Annotated in this window: 16 protein-coding genes; 4 read left to right on the top strand and 12 right to left on the bottom strand. The window is 75.2% G+C overall.

The features are described 5' to 3' along the window. Nucleotides 1–66 precede the first annotated feature (66 nt). The 3 genes from GVV04_RS33100 to GVV04_RS14170 are packed head-to-tail and all read right to left on the bottom strand — an operon-like array spanning nt 67 to nt 3364. Complete coding sequence (locus GVV04_RS33100) at nt 67–885, bottom strand: hypothetical protein (protein ID WP_235966005.1); 819 nt, start codon at nt 883–885, stop codon at nt 67–69. Next, on the bottom strand, nt 882–1511 hold the full coding sequence (locus GVV04_RS33095; protein WP_235966003.1) for a hypothetical protein: 630 nt from the start codon (nt 1509–1511) through the stop codon (nt 882–884). Before GVV04_RS33095 ends, GVV04_RS33100 begins: the two co-directional genes overlap by 4 nt. Continuing rightward, the gene (locus GVV04_RS14170) at nt 1469–3364 is read right to left on the bottom strand and encodes a hypothetical protein (RefSeq protein WP_407938793.1); all 1896 of its coding nucleotides are present in this window, start codon (nt 3362–3364) and stop codon (nt 1469–1471) included. Before GVV04_RS14170 ends, GVV04_RS33095 begins: the two co-directional genes overlap by 43 nt. A gap of 283 nt (nt 3365–3647) precedes the next feature. Here GVV04_RS14170 and GVV04_RS14165 point away from each other — a divergent pair, with 283 nt between their 5' ends. Then, complete coding sequence (locus GVV04_RS14165; RefSeq protein ID WP_161688251.1) at nt 3648–4841, top strand: hypothetical protein; 1194 nt, start codon at nt 3648–3650, stop codon at nt 4839–4841. 197 nt (nt 4842–5038) lie between these two features. Here the strand turns inward: GVV04_RS14165 and dxs are convergent, their stop codons facing one another. The 4 genes from dxs to GVV04_RS14145 form a co-directional block, all read right to left on the bottom strand. Then, nucleotides 5039–6994: a 1-deoxy-D-xylulose-5-phosphate synthase gene (gene dxs, locus GVV04_RS14160; RefSeq protein WP_161688249.1), complete on the bottom strand. Its 1956-nt coding sequence runs from the start codon at nt 6992–6994 to the stop codon at nt 5039–5041. Nucleotides 6995–7066: 72 nt separating this feature from the next. Beyond that, the gene (locus GVV04_RS14155; RefSeq protein ID WP_161688247.1) at nt 7067–8230 is read right to left on the bottom strand and encodes an anhydro-N-acetylmuramic acid kinase; all 1164 of its coding nucleotides are present in this window, start codon (nt 8228–8230) and stop codon (nt 7067–7069) included. A 6-nt stretch (nt 8231–8236) separates the two neighbouring features. Continuing rightward, the gene (locus tag GVV04_RS14150) at nt 8237–9568 is read right to left on the bottom strand and encodes a class I SAM-dependent RNA methyltransferase (RefSeq protein ID WP_161688245.1); all 1332 of its coding nucleotides are present in this window, start codon (nt 9566–9568) and stop codon (nt 8237–8239) included. Beyond that, nucleotides 9565–11637: an APC family permease gene (locus tag GVV04_RS14145; protein WP_161688243.1), complete on the bottom strand. Its 2073-nt coding sequence runs from the start codon at nt 11635–11637 to the stop codon at nt 9565–9567. The genes GVV04_RS14150 and GVV04_RS14145 overlap by 4 nt, the downstream gene beginning before the upstream one ends. Nucleotides 11638–11808: 171 nt before the next feature. On the opposite strand from GVV04_RS14145, the gene GVV04_RS14140 reads away from it, so the two are divergent. Together GVV04_RS14140 and GVV04_RS14135 are read left to right on the top strand one after the other, a co-directional pair. Next, complete coding sequence (locus GVV04_RS14140) at nt 11809–12474, top strand: potassium channel family protein (RefSeq protein ID WP_161688241.1); 666 nt, start codon at nt 11809–11811, stop codon at nt 12472–12474. Nucleotides 12475–12476: 2 nt separating this feature from the next. Beyond that, nucleotides 12477–13166, top strand: coding sequence for a potassium channel family protein (locus tag GVV04_RS14135; protein ID WP_161688239.1), 690 nt, complete (start codon nt 12477–12479; stop codon nt 13164–13166). Between the two features lie 41 nt (nt 13167–13207). On the opposite strand, the gene GVV04_RS14130 is transcribed toward GVV04_RS14135, so the two are convergent. From GVV04_RS14130 to dut, 4 genes are all read right to left on the bottom strand, one after another. After that, complete coding sequence (locus GVV04_RS14130) at nt 13208–13894, bottom strand: DUF3159 domain-containing protein (protein WP_161688237.1); 687 nt, start codon at nt 13892–13894, stop codon at nt 13208–13210. Between the two features lie 35 nt (nt 13895–13929). Further along, entirely contained in the window at nt 13930–14313 is a 384-nt protein-coding gene (locus GVV04_RS14125) for an OB-fold nucleic acid binding domain-containing protein (RefSeq protein WP_161688236.1), read from the bottom strand. A 180-nt stretch (nt 14314–14493) separates the two neighbouring features. Then, nucleotides 14494–15168 carry a DUF3710 domain-containing protein gene (locus GVV04_RS14120; protein WP_161688234.1) on the bottom strand — a complete coding sequence of 225 codons (675 nt, stop codon included), beginning with the start codon at nt 15166–15168 and terminating at the stop codon, nt 14494–14496. A 25-nt stretch (nt 15169–15193) separates the two neighbouring features. Further along, a complete protein-coding gene (gene dut, locus GVV04_RS14115) occupies nt 15194–15700 on the bottom strand; it encodes a dUTP diphosphatase (RefSeq protein WP_161688232.1) in 507 nt (168 codons plus the stop codon). A gap of 84 nt (nt 15701–15784) precedes the next feature. Between dut and GVV04_RS14110 the strand changes: the two genes are divergently transcribed. After that, complete coding sequence (locus GVV04_RS14110; RefSeq protein ID WP_328822372.1) at nt 15785–16279, top strand: DUF3093 domain-containing protein; 495 nt, start codon at nt 15785–15787, stop codon at nt 16277–16279. Nucleotides 16280–16295: 16 nt separating this feature from the next. Here GVV04_RS14110 and GVV04_RS14105 read toward each other — a convergent pair whose 3' ends face one another. After that, nucleotides 16296–17189 carry a hypothetical protein gene (locus GVV04_RS14105; RefSeq protein WP_407938800.1) on the bottom strand — a complete coding sequence of 298 codons (894 nt, stop codon included), beginning with the start codon at nt 17187–17189 and terminating at the stop codon, nt 16296–16298. Between the last annotated feature and the right edge of the window lie 17 nt (nt 17190–17206).

Genomic DNA, 17206 nt, shown 5'->3' with positions numbered 1-17206 from the left:
GACAGGTGGCGAAGGGGTCACCTTTTCCTCCCCTCCGCGCCCCGGAAGGCGGCCCCGCCCGGGGCGTCAGCCCACCAGGCCGCGCACGTCCCACACCCAGGCGCCGTCGATCTCGCGGCCGGGGCCGACGAGCTGGTCGACGGTGCGGCGGACCGGTTCGCCCCGGTCCAGGCCGCCCTGCACCAGCACGGCGGCCCGCCAGTGCCGCAGGTCCACCGCCGCCTGCCGGCGGTCCTCGTCGGTCAGCACCGGCACCTGTCCGGTCTCGGCCACCCGGCGCAGCAGCAGGGCCGTCGGACGGTCCGGGGCGCCCCAGCGGGCGGTCGGGTCGTCGGCGGCGCGGGGGCCGATGAAGTAGCCGCCCGGGGCGGTGAACGCCAGCCGGGTCCGGGCCGACCAGAACGTCGCCGGGCTGACCCCGGCCCCGGTGACCGGCGGCACGGGCACCAGCGTCCGGCCGGCCGGCACGTACGCCCGCCAGCCGCCGTCGGCCACGAAGGCCGGCACCGGCCACGCCGGCACGGTGCGGATCGGGGTGGGCGCGAGCGGGAGCAGCGCGGCGGCCACCGCGCCGCCCCAGAGCAGCCGCACCGGCACCGCGGGCCCGCCGGCCGGGCCGTCACCGGGAGCGGCGGCGGCCGACCGGATCCGGTCCAGGGACAGGGCGACCAGCACCCCCAACACCGGTACGCAGACCAGCGCGAACCGGGCCGGCACCACCAGGTCGAGCAGCGGCACCCCGGCGACGAGCCGGTACGGCCCGGGCAGCCCGGTCGACATCCCGTCCACCCGGACGGTGGTGCCGAGGGAGAACAGGGCGGCCCCGACCCCGACCACCGCCAGCGCCCGGACCAGCGGACGACGCCACAGCCAGCTCACGATCACCACGGCGAGTGCGGATGCGCCCCGGCCTGGGCCACCATGCCGGGGGCGAAGCCGCAGACCAGGCCGCCGACGGCGGCGGCGACCCGGGAGCCGACGAGCCGGCGGGCCAGCAGGACGTACCAGGCGGTGGCGGTGCCGGCGAGGTAGGCGACCACCGCCACCAGGAACGCCTGCTGGGTGCCGAGCAGCAGCGTCACCGGGGTCAGCGGCACGCCCAGCCCGAGCACCGAGGTGTTGGCCATCAGGTTGACCCCGTCCGGCGCGTTCAGGGCCGCGCTGTGCAGCGGGTTCTCCGGCCCGGTGACGGCGCGGGCCCCCCGGGCCAGCATCCACTCGAACAGCATCTGGTCGTTGTCCTGGTGGAACAGCCGATCGGGGCGCCCCCACTGCCCGCCGGTGAGCAGCGCCGCCAGGCCCAGGTAGCCGGCGACCACCGCGACGTCGAAGCCCCGCACCCGCCGGGGACGGCGGCCGGCCGACGCACCGCCGGGGACGGACCCACCGGCCGGCTCCGCGTTCCGGGCCGGCTCCGGCCCGCCCGCCTCCTCCGGGTCGCCGGGGGCGGGCGCGACCGGGGCCGCCATCAGGCCGTCGGGGCCGTCAGCGTCCGGACGTCCCAGACCCACACGTCCAGCTCACGCCGCCCGGGGCCGACCAGCTCCTCGACGGTACGCCGCAGCGGCTCCGCGTTGTGCTGGCCCACGGGGAGCACCAGGACGGCGGCCCGCCAGTGCCGCAGCTCGTCGAGGGAGCGGCGGCGCTGCCGGTCGTCCAGCTCCGGCGTCCGGCCGGTGGTGGCCACCTCCTCCAGCAGCTTGCCGACCCCGCTGGGCCGGCCGCCGAAGCGTCCCGGGTCGCCCGTGTTGCCGTTGCGCGGGGCGAGGAAGTAGCCCCCGGGGATCTTGAAGTCGAGGTTGGTGGACGCGGCCCACCGCATCCCGTGGGTGTTGCCCATGTTGGGCACCGGGATCGGCACCAGGGTCTGGTCCGCCCCGACGTACTCGCGCCACCGGTCGGCGGTGATGAACTTCGGCACCGCCGGGCGCGAGGTGACCTTCAGCGGCATCGGCGTGATCGGCAGCAGCGCCAGCGCCAGCGCGCCGACGCCGAGGGCCCGCACGGTCCGGGTCTCGGCCGGCCGCAGCGACCAGATCCGCTCGACGGCGAGCGCCAGCAGCACGCCGATCACCGCCGTGGTGATCATCCCGAACCGGGTCGGCACCACCGCGTCCAGCAGCGGCACCCGCACCAGCAGCTCCCACGGGCCGGTGAACAGTTCCCGGTCCCACCAGGAGACCCGCTCGCCGAGGGAGAGCACCGCGAAGAACGCCCCGGTCGCGGCGAGCGCCCGGACCACCGGCTCGCGGCGCAGCCAGAACACGATGCCGACGGACAGCAGCGCGAGGCTCCAGCCGAAGAAGGCGTTCTCCTCGGAGTAGTTCGGGGCCAGGTTGACGTTGGCCCGCTCGTTGCCGCCGAGGGTGGGCGAGCCCGGGGCGAAGAAGGCGGCGATGTCGTTGCCGTAGTCCCGGACCGCGTCGCTGAGCCCGTGGTACGCCATCGGCCCGGCGAACTGCACGTAGAGCGGGTACGCCAGCAGCGCCCCGGCCAACACGGCGCACACCGCCACCGCGATGCCCAACGGCCGCCACGCCGCCGACCACAGCGCGGGCCGCTGCACCAGCATGGCGATCAGGAACACCCCGCAGGCCAGCGCGGTGAAGAGCAGGATCTCCTCGTTGATGAACGCCTGCACGGCCACCAGCAGGGCCAGCAGCACCCCGTCCCGGACCGGCCGGCGCGACCGGGTGATCACCAGCACCCGCCAGACGATGAACGGCAGCAGGAACTGGCTGATGATGTTCGGGTGCCAGCTGGCGTGCGAGAGCATCGCCGGGGAGAAGCCGCAGAACCAGCCGCCGACGGCGGCGGCCAGCGGGGTGCGCACCACGTGCCGGGAGAGCACCCGGTACCAGGCGGCGGCGGTGCCGGCGAGGCCGAGGGTGACCAGCGCCACGAAGGACACGGCCGGCCCGAAGAGCAGGGTCACCGGCACCATCGGGATGCCGAGCGCCAGGATGGCCGTGTTGGCCATCAGGTTGACCCCGTCGGGGAAGTTGAACTGGTCGGTGTAGAACGGGAACTCCCCGTGCAGCACCACCCGCACGCTGTGGGCGAGGAAGAACTGCACCTGCGCCGGGTCGCTGCTGTACAGCGACGCGACCCGGCCCGCCGGGTCGACCCAGATCCGGCTGGTCACCCAGAGCGCGGCGAGCAGGAAGAGGCCGTACACGGCGAGGTCCCGCCGCCGGGTCGTCCACCGCCGGCCCCGCTTGCGGGCCGCGCCCGGCTCCGCCGGGGCCCGAGCCACATCCTCGGACCCGGCGTCGACATCGGCCGGTGCGGCCGGCGCGTCGGCGAGGGCCGGGGCATCGGCGAGGGCCGGCGCATCGGCGAGGGCCGGCTGCTCGGTGGCCACGGGCCGCGCGGCAGTCGACGGCTCGGCGGTCGCCACCGTTGTCCGGGCGGCGGGCCCCACGGGAGCGTCGGGAACCGGGGGGAAGTCTCCACGGGGCTCGGCAGGGGTCACAGTCGGCGGAGTCTACCGGAGCCGGCGAAGGCCCCGAAATCACCGGGCGGTCCTTTGTGGTCGGTTCCGCCGCAGCTCACGGGACGGCGCGAGGTGCCGGTCCGCGCGGTCCGGGCGTCTCGTACCATGTGGGGCGCGAACACGACCGGGCGACGCGATCGGGGGCGTACAGGTGGCTTCAGCCCGCCGGCGCGGCATGACGGCCACCACACTGCTCACCCTGCTGCTGGCCGGCACGGCCTGCGGGCCGGTGGCCGACCGGAAGCCGGACGTCCTTCCCGTCGGCTACGACAGCCTGGACGGGACGCTGCGGGTGTGGCCCGCGCGGGGGCGGCTGGCCGGCGACAGCGCCGCGACGGCGGCGGTCACCGAGGCGGTCCGGGCCTGGCGGACGCCGGCCGACGACCGCGCGCACCTGCCCTCGTCCGGGATCCTGTGGTCCGGTGAGGTGGACGGCGCCCCGCTGGCCCTGGTGGCCGCCGACGTCCCCGGCGAGAGCGCCTCCTGGCTGCTCCAGCTGACCCGCGACGGCGACCGGTACGTGGTCGACCGGGCCAGCGAGTACACCGAGCCCGGCTACCTCGTCTACTCCGACGTGCTGCCCGTGCAGACCGACGATGGGCGTCGCTACCTGCTCTCCGGCCGGGTGGAACGGCTGCTCGGCCCCAAGGGCCGGGCGCTGTCCAGCCGCGACGGGCTGACCGACCCGGTGGACGTGCCGGCCTGCCGGGCCGTGGCGCTGACCGCGACGCTGCGGGCCACCCGGTCGCTGCCGCGCGGCCGGGCCGCCGACCGCCTGCTCGACCTCGGTACGGCCACCACGGACCCGCGGTACCCCCTGGTCCGGGACGAGACCGGCTCGGGCCGGCGGGCGCTGGACGGCCTGGACACCTGCGTGCTCGCCGACGAGCACGGCCCGTTCGGCAGCGTCCCCCGCCGGATCGGCGACAGGGACGCGCCCCGCTCCGTGCCGGAGTCCTGGCCGATGGCGAAGGTGAGCGTCCGCGCCCTGGGCGAGGTGGCGCTGGGCGGGGGCGACCCGGCCGACCTGGAGCAGCTGAGCTGGGAGACCGACGCGGGCACCATGACCGCGGTGGTGTACCGGCCGGCCGACGGCGGCGACCCGGTGGTCTCGCCGGCCGACCGGGCCAACACCCTGCAGGCGTACGTGCTGCCCGTGCCGGGCCAGCCGCTGGTGGTGCTGAGCTGGCGGTCCAGCCGGTACAGCTCGCTGTCGGTGCCGCCGGGCACCCCCCGGCTGGTCAACCGCCCCGGGCTGGTGGTGGTGTCACAGCCGGTGAGCAAGGCCACCTTCAGCCTGGCCGGCGCGGAGAAGACCTACTACCGCTCGGTCGGCGGCCGCTGACGCCGGCCCGGCGCGGGGTGCGCGTTCCTGGTCGGCCGGTCGTGGTCCGGGAGACGGCCAGTCCGGCGCCGCGGCGGCTCCACCCGGCACCCGGTAGCTGACCCGGCACCGGAACCCGGCCGGCGAGCTTCGGGCACGCAGGCGCGGTGAGAAGGGGTGCCTTCTCGACGCCTGGCGTCGAGAAGGCACCCCTTCTTTCAGTTCTGGGCGGCGGTTCCGCGGCCGGTCGGCAGACCGAGCGGCTCGACCTGCTGGTCGTCCAGGCGGGTGATCCACCCGGTGACGTCCCGGGCGACGTCCTGGGCGGTGAGGCCCAGGTCGGCGAGGATCTGCGCGCGGGTGCCGTGCGGATGCCAGTCGGCCGGCACGCCCAGGTCGCGCAGCGGCACCCGGACGTCGGCGTCCCGCATCGCCTGGGCGAGGGCGTCGCCGACCCCGCCGACCCGGACCCCGTCCTCGACGGTGACGACGAGGCGGTGGGCGGCGGCCAGCTCGACCAGCTCGGCCGGGACGGGCCGGACCCAGCGCGGGTCGACCACGGTCACCCCGTAGCCCTGCTCGGCGAGCCGGGTGGCGACCTCCATGCCGAGGTGCCCGAAGGAGCCGATCGCGACCAGCAGCACATCGGCGCTGGCCGACTCGGCCAGCACGTCGACCGGGCCGACCCGGCGCACGGCCGGCAGGTCGGCGGCGACGGTGCCGGTCGGGAACCGGACGATGGTCGGGCCGTCGTCCACGGCGACCGCCTCGCGCAGCTCCTCGCGCAGGGTCGCCGCGTCGCGGGGCGCGGCGATCCGCATGCCCGGCACGACCCCGAAGACCGACATGTCCCACATGCCGTAGTGGCTCGGCCCGTCCGGGCCGGTGATCCCGGCCCGGTCCAGCACGAACGTCACCGGCAGCTTGTGCATCGCCACGTCGAGCAGGACCTGGTCGAAGGCCCGGTTGAGGAAGGTCGCGTAGACCGCCACCACCGGGTGCAGCCCGCCGAGGGCCAGCCCGGCGGCCGAGGTGGCGGCGTGCTGCTCGGCGATGCCGACGTCGTACACCCGCCCGGGGTGCTTGCGGGCCAGCTTGGCGATTCCGGTGGGCTCGGCCATCGCGGCGGTGATGCCCACCACGTCGGGCCGGGCGTCGGCGATCGCGACCAGCTCGTCGGCGAAGACGTGGGTCCACTTCACCGAGGGGGCGGCGACCAGCTTGCCGGTCTCCACGTGGAACGCGCCGGGGCCGTGGAAGCAGTCCGCCTCGTCCTCCTCGGCCGGGCGGTAGCCGTAGCCCTTGCGGGTGACGGCGTGCACGATCACCGGGCCGCCGAAGTTCTTCGCGGCCCGCAGCGCGGACTCGACCGCCTCCAGGTCGTGCCCGTCGACCGGGCCGACGTACTTGATGCCCAGGTCCTCGAACATCGCCTGCGGGGCGACCGCGTCCTTGATGCCCTTCTTGACCGCGTGCAGCACCTCGTACATCGGCCGGCCGACCAGCGGGGTCGAGCCGAGGGCGTCCTTGACGGTGTCGAGGACCTTCTCGTAGCCGGGGCTGAGCCGCAGCGAGGAGAGGTGGTCGGCCAGGCCGCCGATCGTCGGCGCGTACGACCGGCCGTTGTCGTTGACCACGATGACGAGGGGGTTTCCGGCGGTGGCGATGTTGTTCAGCGCCTCCCAGCACATGCCGCCGGTGAGCGCGCCGTCGCCGACCACGGCGACCACGCTGCGCTGCTCGCCCCGCAGCGCGTACGCCTTGGCCAGGCCGTCGGCGTAGGACAGGGCGGTGGAGGCGTGCGAGTTCTCGACCAGGTCGTGCTCGCTCTCGGCCTGACTCGGGTAGCCGGAGAGGCCGCCGCGCTGGCGCAGCTTGTCGAAGCCGTCCTGCCGGCCGGTGAGGATCTTGTGCACGTACGCCTGGTGGCCGGTGTCGAACAGGAGCCGGTCCCGGGGGGAGTCGAAGACCCGGTGCATCGCCAGGGTCAGCTCCACCACGCCCAGGTTGGGCCCGACGTGCCCACCGGTGCGGGAGACCTTGGCGATCAGGAAGTCGCGGATCTCGGCGGCGAGGATGTCCAGCTGCTCGGCGGTCATCCGCTTCACGTCCTGCGGACCCCGAACCGTGCCCAGCAGCCGGCCGTGGTTGGCCGTGTCCTCTTCAACGCTCATGAGCGAAGAGTCTATCGGCCGTCCGGTAGTCCGCAGCCCGACCGGCGACCACCCGGCTGACCAGGGGAACGGTCAGGCCATGATCACCAGCCGCCGGGGCGGGGCGACCGGCGGCGCGGAGCGGGCCGGACCGGACGGCGTCCAGGAGCCCAGCACGGCCGCCTCCCGTGCCCCGGTGACCGACGGGATCGCCCCTGGCAGGCCGTGCCAGGAGAGCCAACCGAGCAGGGCGAACGCGTACGCCTCCTTGGCCTGGGCCGGCACCCCCAGCTCGTCGCTGGCGCGCAGCCGCCACCGGCCCCCACCGAGCGCGGCCAGCCGGCCCCGGAGTGTGGGATTGCGCACCCCGCCCCCGGCGGCCACCACCTCGGTCACCCCGTGCCGGTCGCACTCGGCGGCGACCGTCCGGGCGGTCAGCTCGGTCAGCGTGGCCAGCACGTCGTCGGCGGCCACCGGCCCCCCGAGCGCGGCGAGCCGGTCGTCCAGGTAGCCGGCGTGGAACAGCTCCTTGCCGGTGGACTTCGGCGGCGGCGCGGCGTAGTACGGCTCGGCAAGCAGCAGCTCCAGCAGCCCGGGGTGCACCCGGCCGGCCGCGGCCCGGGCCCCGTCGAGGTCGCAGGGGCGGCCGAGGAACCGCCGGGCCGCCGCGTCGAGCAGGGCGTTGGCCGGGCCCACGTCGTACCCGAGGACGGGAACGCCCGGCACGACCACGGTGAGGTTGGCGATGCCGCCCAGGTTGAGCGCGGCCCGGGGCGGCCCGGCCAGGCCGCCCAGCAGCAGCGCGTCGAAGGCCGGCACCAGGGGCGCGCCCTGCCCGCCGGCCGCGACGTCCGCCGACCGCAGGTCCGACAGCACCGGTACGCCCACCCGCGCGGCCACCCGGGCCGGCGTGCCGAGTTGGAGGGTGCCCCGCGCCCGGCCCCCGTCGACCCAGTGGAACACGGTCTGCCCGGGCGAGACCACCGCGTCGACCCGCCCGCCGGCCAGCTCCACCCCGCGCGCCGCAGCCTCGGCGAACACCTCGCCGAGCCGGTTGTCCAGCCGGCAGACCGCCTCGATCGTGGTCGGGTTCGGCGGCAGCAGCGCCCCGATCTCCGCCCGCAGCCCGTCGTCGAGGTCCAGGCTGGCGAACCCCAACGGACGCAGCCGCAGGGTGTCGCCGTCGACCGTGAACTCCGCCGCGGCCACGTCGACCCCGTCGTACGACGTCCCCGACATCAGCCCGACGATCCGCACGACCGGCTACTTCCCGGCGACCGGCGGCAGCAGCAGCCCGACCACCTCGACGTGCTGGGTCATCGGGAACAGGTCGAAGCCGCGCAGCTCCGCCAGCCGCCACCCCGCCTCGGCGAACGTCCGCACGTCCCGGGCGAAGGCGGCCGGGTCGCAGGACACGTACGCCACGGCGCGCGGCGAGGCGGCCAGCACGTCCCGCACCACCTGCGCGCCCGCCCCGGTGCGCGGCGGGTCCAGCACCACCAGGTCCACCGGCCCGATGATCCGGCGACGGGCCAGGGCGGTCTCCACCCGGGCCGCCACCACCTCGACCCGGGGCAGGTCCCGCAGGTTCTCCCGGCCGGCGGCGACGCTCGGCGCGGCGGACTCGACGACGGTGACCCGGGAGTCCGGGCCGACCCGCCCGACGAGCGCGGCGGCGAACAGCCCCGACCCGCCGTAGAGGTCCCAGGCCGACTCGCCCGGCTTCGGGTCGAGCAGGTCGAGCACGGCGTCGACCAGGGCGTCCGCCGCGGCCGGGTGCACCTGCCAGAAGCCGGACGCGGGCAGCGTCCAGTCCCGGCCGGCGGCCACCTCGCGGACCGTCGGCGGACCGTCGACCGGGGTGGGCACCCCGTCGGCCAGGGCGGTGACGGTGACGTCGCCGCCGGTGGAGGCCACGGTCTCCACCGCGTCCGCCTCGGGCCAGCGGGCCCCGCTCGGGGCGAGCACGGGCAGCTCCTGGATCGCCGGGTGGGCGATCAGGCAGCGGTCGATCGGCACCACCTCGTGCGAGCGGTGCTTGAGCAGCCCGGCCCGGCCGGCGGCGTCGACCGCGTAGCGGACCCGGGAGCGCCAGCCGAGCGGCCCGCCGGGCAGCGCCACGACCGCGACGCCGAGCCGGTCGATCTCGGCGTCGGTGAGGCCGGCGAGACGGCTGAGCTGCTCGCGCACCACCGACGTCTTCCAGCCGAGCTGGGCCTGGGGCGCGACGTGCTGGAGGTCGCAGCCGCCGCAGCGGCCGGGCCCCGCGTACGGGCAGGGCGGCTCGACCCGCTCCGGGGCGGCGTCGAGCACCGCCACCGCGTCGGCCCGGACGAACCCCCGGTGCACCTCGGTGACCTCGGCGACCACCCGCTCGCCGGGCAGCGCGTGCCGGACGAAGACCACCTGGCCGTCCACCCGGGCCACGCAGTGCCCGCCGGGGGCGACCGCGTCGACGGTCAGCTCGACCCGCTCGGCCTCCTCCAGCCCGCGCCGCTCCCCGTCACCCGGCCCGGCCTCCGACAGCCCGGTGTCCGGCAGTCCGGCGTCCGGTGGCCCCTGCCGGTCGCCGTCGCCCACGTCCACTGCGGTCATCGTTGGTCTCCCTCGATCTGGTTGCTCTCAGCGGGCGGGGCGGAGGCCACCGGCGGAGCCGGCGGCGGCAGGGTGCTGCGTGGGGCGACCCGAGGGCCCCGGGCGGGGCTCCGGCTCAGCGTCGCGTCCAGCCGGTCGAGGTTCTTGCCGGCGGTCGAGGCGAGTTGCCACGGCACGCTGGTCACCATCACGCCCGGCTCGAACAGCAGCCGCCCCTTCAACCGCAGCGCGCTCTGGTTGTGCAACAGGTTCTCCCACCAGCGCCCGAGGACGTACTCGGGGATGAAGACCGTGACCACGTCGCGCGGCGACTCCCGGCGGGTGTTGGCCACGAAGTCGAGGATCGGCCGGGTGATCTCCCGGTACGGCGAGTCGATCACGGTCAGCGGCACCGGCAGCTCCCGCCGCTCCCAGTCGGCCTGGAGATGCCGGGTGTCCTTCTCGTCGACGTTCACCGTCACCGCGGTCAGCGTGTCCGGCCGGGTGGCCCGGGCGTACGCGACGGCCCGCAGGGTCGGCTGGTGCAGCTTGCTGACCAGCACGATGGCGTGGTTGCGGGCGGGCAGCACGCCCCGGGCCTCGGTCGGCTCCAGCTCGGCGGCGACCCGGTCGTAGTGCCGCCGGATGGCCAGCATCAGCACGTAGATCAGCGCCATCGCGACGATGGCGATCCAGGCGCCGAGCAGGAACTTGGTGAGCAGCACGATGACCAGCACCGTGCCGGTCAGCGCCATCCCGAAGGTGTTGATCGCCCGGGACCGGATCATCCGGCGGCGGGCCTGGACGTCCCGCTCGGTGCGCAGGTGCCGGTTCCAGTGCCGGATCATGCCGGCCTGGGAGAGCGTGAACGAGACGAAGACGCCGACGATGTAGAGCTGGATCAGCCTCGTCACCTCGGCCTGGAAGCCGACGATCAGCACCACTGCGGAGACGGCCAGGAAGACGATTCCGTTGGAGAACGCCAGCCGGTCGCCCCGGGTGTGCAACTGCCGGGGAAGGTAGCGGTCCTGGGCGAGGATCGAGCCGAGCACGGGGAACCCGTTGAACGCGGTGTTCGCGGCCAGGAAGAGGATCAGCGCGGTCACCCCGGCGACCACGTACAGCAGCACCGAACCGGAGCCGAACACCGTCTCACCGAGCTGGGCGGTGACGGTCTTCTGCACGTACCCGTCGGGGCCGGAGACGATCTGCCGGACCGGGTCCTCGACGAACTGGAGGTGGGTCAGCCGGGCCAGCCAGATGATGCCGACCAGCATGCCCACCGAAAGGGTGCCGAGCAGCAGCAGGGTCGTGGCGGCGTTGCGGCTCTTCGGCTTCTTGAACGCCGGCACCCCGTTGGAGATCGCCTCCACGCCGGTCAGCGCGGCGGAGCCGGAGGAGAAGGTGCGCAGCAGCAGGAAGATCAGCGCGAGCCCGGTCACGCTGTGCTCGGCCTGGATCTCCAGGCCGGCGCTCGGGGCGCGCAGGTCGTGGCCCAGGACGAAGACCCGGACCAGGCCGGTGAGGATCATCCCGCCGATCACGATCACGAAGCCGTACGTCGGGATGGCGAACGCGGTGCCGGACTCGCGCAGGCCGCGCAGGTTCATCGCGGTGAGCACCACCACCGCGCCGACCGCGATGACCACCTTGTGGGTGGCCACGAACGGCACCACCGAGCCCAGGTTGGCCACCCCGGAGGAGACCGACACGGCGACGGTGAGCACGTAGTCGACCAGCAGGGCGCTGGCCACCGCGAGGCCGGCCCGGGGGCCGAGGTTGACCGTGGCCACCTCGTAGTCGCCGCCGCCGGAGGGGTAGGCGTGCACGTTCTGCCGGTAGCTGGCCACCACCGTCAGCATCACCACGACCACCGCGAGGGCGATCCACGGCGAGAAGACGAACGCCGACGCGCCCGCGATGGACAGCGTCAGCAGGATCTCGTCCGGGGCGTACGCGACGCTGGACAGCGCGTCGGAGGCGAAGACGGGCAGCGCGATGCGCTTTGGCAGGAGGGTGTGCTGAAGCCGGTCGGACCGGAACGGTCGACCGACGAGCAGCCGCTTCAGCAGCGAGGTGGGACTGGCCACAAGCGCTAAGGGTACGACCACCGCCCCGCGGTCGCCGGGGGTGGCGGAGCGCGGGGTCGTGGGAGGGCGCGGTACCGTCGTCCCCCGCCTGAGACCCGGACGTGGCAGGCTCGCAGTCGAACAGGTCACCGGCGAGGCCGGGCGGGTGCGCGCAGCTTTGGGAGGGACACCGTGCATGTCGTGATCATGGGCTGCGGCCGGGTCGGCTCGACGCTGGCCCAGAGCCTGGAGTCCCGGGGGCACTCGGTGGCGGTCATCGACCAGGACGCCGACGCGTTCCGCCGGCTCAGCCCGAACTTCGCCGGCGTCACCGTCACCGGCGCCGGCTTCGACGGCGAGGTGCTGCGGCAGGCCGGCATCGAGCGGGCGGACGCCTTCGCCGCGGTCTCCAGCGGCGACAACTCGAACATCATCTCGGCCCGGCTGGCCCGCGAGACCTTCGGCGTCTCCCGGGTGGCCGCCCGGATCTACGACCAGCGCCGGGCGCAGGTCTACGAGCGGCTGGGCATCCCCACCGTGGCCACCGTCCGGTGGACGGCCGACCGGATGCTGCGGCACCTGGTCCCCGAGGGCAACGTCGAGATCTTCCGGGACCCGACCAGCACCGTGTCGATCATCGAGGTGCCGGTGCACAAGGACTGGATCGGCCGGCCGCTGCGGGCCGTCGAGGCGGCGGCCGGCGCACGGGTGGCGTACCTGTCCCGCTTCGGCATCGGCACGCTGCCCACCGGGTCCACCGTCGTGCAGGAGGGCGACCAGGTCTTCATGCTGGTCACCGACGACATCATGGCGTCGGTCACGTCGGCGGCGGGGAGCCCGCCGGAAGGAGCGCACTGAAGATGCGGATCGCCATCGCCGGCGCCGGCAACGTGGGCCGCTCGATCGCCCAGGAGCTGATCGACAACGGCCACCAGGTGATGCTGATCGAGCGTCAGCCCCGGATGCTGCGGCCGGACCGGGTGCCCGCCGCCGACTGGGTGCTCGCCGACGCGTGCGAGCTGGCCAGCCTGGAGGAGGCCAACATCGCCGGCTGCGACGTGGTGGTCGCGGCGACCGGGGACGACAAGGTCAACCTGGTGGTGTCGCTGCTGGCCAAGACCGAGTTCGCGGTGCCCCGGGTGGTGGCCCGGGTCAACCGGGCCGAGAACGAGTGGCTGTTCACCGAGCAGTGGGGCGTCGACGTCTCGGTGAGCAAGCCGCGGGTGATGGCGGCCCTGGTCGAGGAGGCGGTCACCGTCGGCGATCTGGTGCGGCTCATGACGTTCCGCCAGGGCGAGGCGAACCTGGTGGAGATCACCCTGCCGCCGACCGCCCCGTACGTGGGGCAGCCGATCCACGCGGTGCCACTCCCCCGGGACGCCGCCCTGGTGGCGATCCTGCGCGGCAAGCGGGTGCTGGTGCCCAGCCCGGACGACCCGATCGAGGCCGGCGACGAGCTGGTCTTCGTCTGCACCGCCGAGGTGGAGGACGAGGTCCGCACGGTGATCCTGGGCCCGGACAGCGTCGAGCGGACCCGCGGCGCGCGCTGAGCGGGCTCCCTGGGCCGGGCGAGGTGCTTGGCGTGGGCGGCTCAGGCCCCGGGCAACGGCTCCGGGCCGGCGGTCTCGCGGGTCACCCGGCGCACCGTCCACACCGTGATCAGCAGCAGCAGCGCGTACGGCGGGTAGCCCAGGGCCAGCCGGGCGACGCCGAGGGCGGTGTCCTGGTGGGCGAGGTAGAGCCCGGCCTGCACGCCGACCTTCGCCAGCCACACCACGCCCCAGAGCACGGTCAGCTGGGTGAAGGTGCGCACCAGGCGCGGGTCGTCCCGCCACTCCGAGCGCCCCTTGGCCACCAGCACCGACCAGATCCAGCCCACCAGGGGCTGCCGGATCGCCGCCGACACGAGCAGGGCCAGCCCGTACCCGATGCCGTAGAGGATGCCCGGGAGGTAGAAGTCGCGTTCGTCGCCGGTGCGCCAGGCGATCGCCGCGCCGAAGCCGATGCCGACCAGGCCGTTGACCGCGTGCCGCACCGGCCGGCGCTGGGCCAGCCGCAGCCCGGCGATGAGCAGGCCCACGGCCACCGAGGCGATCACCGCGGGTCGCAGCTCGCCGAGGATGTTGGCGATCACGAAGACGACCACCGGGATGCTGGACTCGACCAGCCCGCGCCAGCCGCCGAGCTGGTCGGCCATCTGCTCGGCGAGGCTCGGCAGCCGCTCGGAGTCCTCCGGGCCGGTCCCCGGTTCGGTCGTCCGGTGCTGTCCGGTGGTCATCGCGTCTCTATCTCCCGTTCCCGGCGTTCGCGCCGTCACTTCGGCGACTCCAGCTCGTAGCACGGGTTGTAGATGACCTTGCGGTCGTCCCGCACCGCCACCCGTCCCCGGGCGGTCAGGTGACGCCCCGGCTCGATGCCGGCGATGTGCCGCCTGCCGAGCCAGACCAGGGTCACCACGTCGCTGCCGTCGTACAGGTCGGCCTCCAGCGTGGGCAGGTTGGTCCGAGGAGTGTAGACCACGGTACGCAACCTTCCGGTGACCGAGACCACCTGGCCGCGCATGCACTGCCGGGCCGGCGTGCCGCCGGACTGCGCGCTCTCCCGGCGCAGCTCCTGCGCCTCGATCTCGGCCTCGCTCGCGGTGAGCCGGTGCAGGAGCCGCCGCAGCGAGACCCTGCTGCCCTCGTCGGTCGTCATGGCCTCAGCGTCACCCTCTCCTGCGCTGGCCGGCCGCGCCGACGGCCGGGGCGGCCCCGCGCCTGCCGGGCCGTCCCGCCAGCGTACGCCGAGCGGCGGGCGGGGAAGGCCACCCGGCCGCCCGGGACGGACCGCCGGCAAAGCGCCGACGGGCCGGCCCGGGCACGGGCGGACGCCAGGTCAGGCCTCGATCGGGCCCGGGGCTCCGGGGGCGCCCTCGGCGGCCTGCTCGCCGGCCTGCTCGGCGACCTCGCGGGGCAGCCTCAGCGGCAGCGGCTCGCGCACCGGCTTGGCCTCCTGGCCGCGGTCGACGACCAGCCCGTCCAGGCACTCGGCCAGCGGGCCGGCGGCAGCCGGGTCGCCGGCGGCGGCGCCCTGGAAGACGCCGCGGACCATCCAACGGGGGCCGTCGACGCCGACGAACCGCAGGTCGGTCAGGCCGTCCGGGGTGCGCACCCGGGCGCGCAGCTCGGGGCCGTACTCGCCCTGTACCTCCTGGGCGGCGGCGCCGTCGTTGAACAGGGACTGGCGGATCTCCTCGCGCACCTCGTCCCAGATGCCGTCGGAGCGGGGCGCGGCGAAGACGCCGAGCTGCAACGCGCTCTCGCCGTGCACGAGGACGACCTGCTGGATCACGCCCTCCGGGTCGGCCTGCACGCGCACCTCGACGTCGGCCACCGCCGGGATCTGGAGGCTGCCCAGGTCGAGCCGCTGCACCCCGTCCGGGGCGTCGGCGACGTCGTACGGGCCGCGCTCCGGCTCCGACGTCTCGACGTCGTGCCCGTCCAGGACCTCGGGGGCCCGCTCGTCGCGGTCCTGCCGACCGCCACCGGCCCGCTTTCGGGAGAAGATCACTGCGCCCACCCTCCGCTGTTCGCGCTCACCCTGCCACCTCTTCCCGCTGGCCGCTGGCCCGGTCCGCCGACGGCGGGACGAGCCCGGCGTGTCCACCGGTCGAGCCGTGCCCGCCGGCGCCCCGCCGGGACGGCGGCAGCTCGGCCACCGGCCGGAAATCGACCCGCTCCACCCGCTGGACAACGAGCTGTGCGATCCGATCGCCACGGGAGATCTTCGCCTGCTCCTCCCGATCATGGTTGATCAGGTTGACGAGGATCTCACCCCGGTAGCCGGCGTCGACCGTACCGGGCGCGTTGAGCACCGTCACGCCGAGCCTGGCCGCCAGGCCGGACCGGGGGTGCACCAGGCCGACGTACCCCTCCGGGAGGGCGATCGCCACGCCGGTGGGGACCAGGGCCCGCCCGCCCGGGGGCAGCTCCACGTCCGCGGCGGCCATCAGGTCGGCCCCGGCGTCGCCGGGATGGGCGTACGCCGGCAGCGGCAGCCCATGGTCGAGCAGCCGTACGGGCACGGGTACGTCGTCGGTCACGGTCTTCCTCTTCCGTCCGGTTCACGGGGTGACCCTGCCATCCTGCCGGGTCGACCGCCCGCCGTGCGCCGTACCCTTGCAGGAGTGAGCAGATCGCCGTCCTCGCCGCCCGCCGCCGCCGTGACCACCGCCTACGCGGAGCGGCTCGGCCTGCCGTGGTGGGCCTGGCCGGCCGGCCTGGCGCTCGGCGGCTTCCTCGCCGTGGAGCTGTGGATGGGCGCGGACGGGGTGCGCGGCTGGCTGCCGTTCGTGGTGCTGCTGCCGGCTGTGGCGGCCGCCCTGTGGTGGCTGGGGCGAATCCGGGTCGCGGTGGCCGACGGGGAGCTGCGGGTCGACGACGCCCGGCTGCCGGTGCGGTTCGTGGCCGACGCCGTCCCCCTGGACGCCGCGGGCCGCCGCGAGGTTCTCGGCGTCGGGGGCGACCCGCTCGCCTTCGTGGTCCAGCGCCCGTGGATCGCCGGGGCGGTGCAGGTGGTGCTCGACGACCCCGCCGACCCCACCCCGTTCTGGGTGGTCAGCACCCGCGATCCCGTACGCCTCGCCGCGGCGCTCCTCGCCGCCCGCGACGCCGCCGCCTGACCCCGCCGGGGCCGACTCAGGGCAGTGCAGGCGGGTTACCGCCGCCGGGCAGCGCAGGCGGGTTACCGCCGCCGGGCAGCGTCCGGCGCTGCCGGCGCAGGTCGGCACGGAGCTGGTCGGCGAGGGACCGGGTGGCCCGCCGGTTGAGGTAGCTGGCCACCGCCGCCCCGGTCAGGAACGGGCCGAGGGTGGTCAGGTTTCGACCGAAGCGCTTGAGCAGGGTGTCCCGCAGTTCCTTGCGAGCCGCCGTGCCGAGCACCGCGCCGACGCCCACCCCGGGCACCATCGGGTTGATCCCGCGCTGGCCGGCCCAGGACTGGACCACGGCCACCGTCCGCTGGCTGCCGCCGGTGGGCAGCGGGGCGCCGTACACCTCGTGCAGCTCGCCGATCATCTTCAGCTCGACGGCCACGACCGCGACCGTCTCGGCGGCCAGCAGCACCGGCGCGGAGAGGAGAGTGGGGGCGACCGTCCACTCCACGGCCGCGACCCCACCGCCGGCCGCGCCGATCCCGGCGGTCGTCCGGGCGGCGTTGCGGATCAGCCGGTCGGCCAGCGCCTCGTCGTCCAGGCCCGGGAAGTGCCGGCGCAGGGTGGCCAGGTCACGGACGGGTACGTGCGGGGCGACCTCGGCGACGGCGTCGGTCATCCATCGCACGGCGGCCCTCGGCTTGAACAGGTCGGCGAGCCCTCGGACGCGCACCTGACCGACGAGCCGGGTCAACAACTGCCGCCGCCGGGCCGGCTCGATGTCGTCGGCGGTCAGCGCGATCACGGTGGCGCCGAGCTCGGTCCGGCCGTCGTCCGGCACGCCGCTCCCGGCCCCGTCGCGCCGGTCGGCACCCGGCGCCGTTCCGCCGGACCTGACCGCGTCGTGCTCGGCCCCGGCGCGTTCAGCGGCGTCGGGCATGGTCGGACCGGGCATGG

It is taken from the genome of Micromonospora rubida, from assembly GCF_009908295.1.
Taxonomy (GTDB): Bacteria; Actinomycetota; Actinomycetes; order Mycobacteriales; family Micromonosporaceae; genus Micromonospora; species Micromonospora rubida.
Note: the sequence above shows the minus strand (reverse complement) of the source record. Positions and strands in the feature narration are given on the sequence as shown.

Bases quoted from the DNA above. Each gene is read 5' to 3' on its own strand.
- GVV04_RS14125 (WP_161688236.1), bottom strand. From the start codon at position 14,313: ATGACGACCGACGAGGGCAGCAGGGTCTCGCTGCGGCGGCTCCTGCAC.
- GVV04_RS14135 (WP_161688239.1), top strand. From the start codon at position 12,477: ATGCGGATCGCCATCGCCGGCGCCGGCAACGTGGGCCGCTCGATCGCC.
- dxs (WP_161688249.1), bottom strand. From the start codon at position 6,994: ATGAGCGTTGAAGAGGACACGGCCAACCACGGCCGGCTGCTGGGCACG.
- GVV04_RS14150 (WP_161688245.1), bottom strand. From the start codon at position 9,568: ATGACCGCAGTGGACGTGGGCGACGGCGACCGGCAGGGGCCACCGGAC.
- GVV04_RS14105 (WP_407938800.1), bottom strand. From the start codon at position 17,189: ATGCCCGACGCCGCTGAACGCGCCGGGGCCGAGCACGACGCGGTCAGG.
- GVV04_RS14130 (WP_161688237.1), bottom strand. From the start codon at position 13,894: ATGACCACCGGACAGCACCGGACGACCGAACCGGGGACCGGCCCGGAG.